The 312-nt window shown below is 54.5% G+C and carries 1 pseudogene (cut by a window edge); it reads left to right on the top strand.

Features of this window, described 5'->3' with window-relative positions:
- A pseudogene (locus tag FDX22_RS15415) lies at positions 1-312 on the top strand (ligand-gated channel protein); its annotated part runs 218 nt beyond the window's last position; the annotation flags it as partial.

Here is a 312-nt window from a genome sequence, read left to right as displayed (position 1 = left end):
CACCAAAAAAGTCTCGAATACTAAAGCCTGGACCGGCTCCCTGCATGGTGATGCCACCCTCCAGGAAGATCGGGACTCCGGAGACCTTTACCAGACAAATGCATACGCGTCCGGACCACTGATCGACGGGCTACTCGGCGCAAAAGTGACCGGGCTGTTCTCCCATCGCGGAGAAGATAAGATAGTCAATGGTTACAATGAACAACGCCTGCGCAACGGCGGACTCACCCTCAACTTCACCCCGGATGATAAAAATGACATCGACTTCGATGTCGCGCATGAACTACAGGATCGCAACAGCACACCGGGCGA

This window comes from Citrobacter sp. TBCS-14 (assembly GCF_005280805.1).
Lineage (GTDB): Bacteria > Pseudomonadota > Gammaproteobacteria > Enterobacterales > Enterobacteriaceae > Citrobacter > Citrobacter gillenii.
Note: the sequence above shows the minus strand (reverse complement) of the source record. Positions and strands in the feature narration are given on the sequence as shown.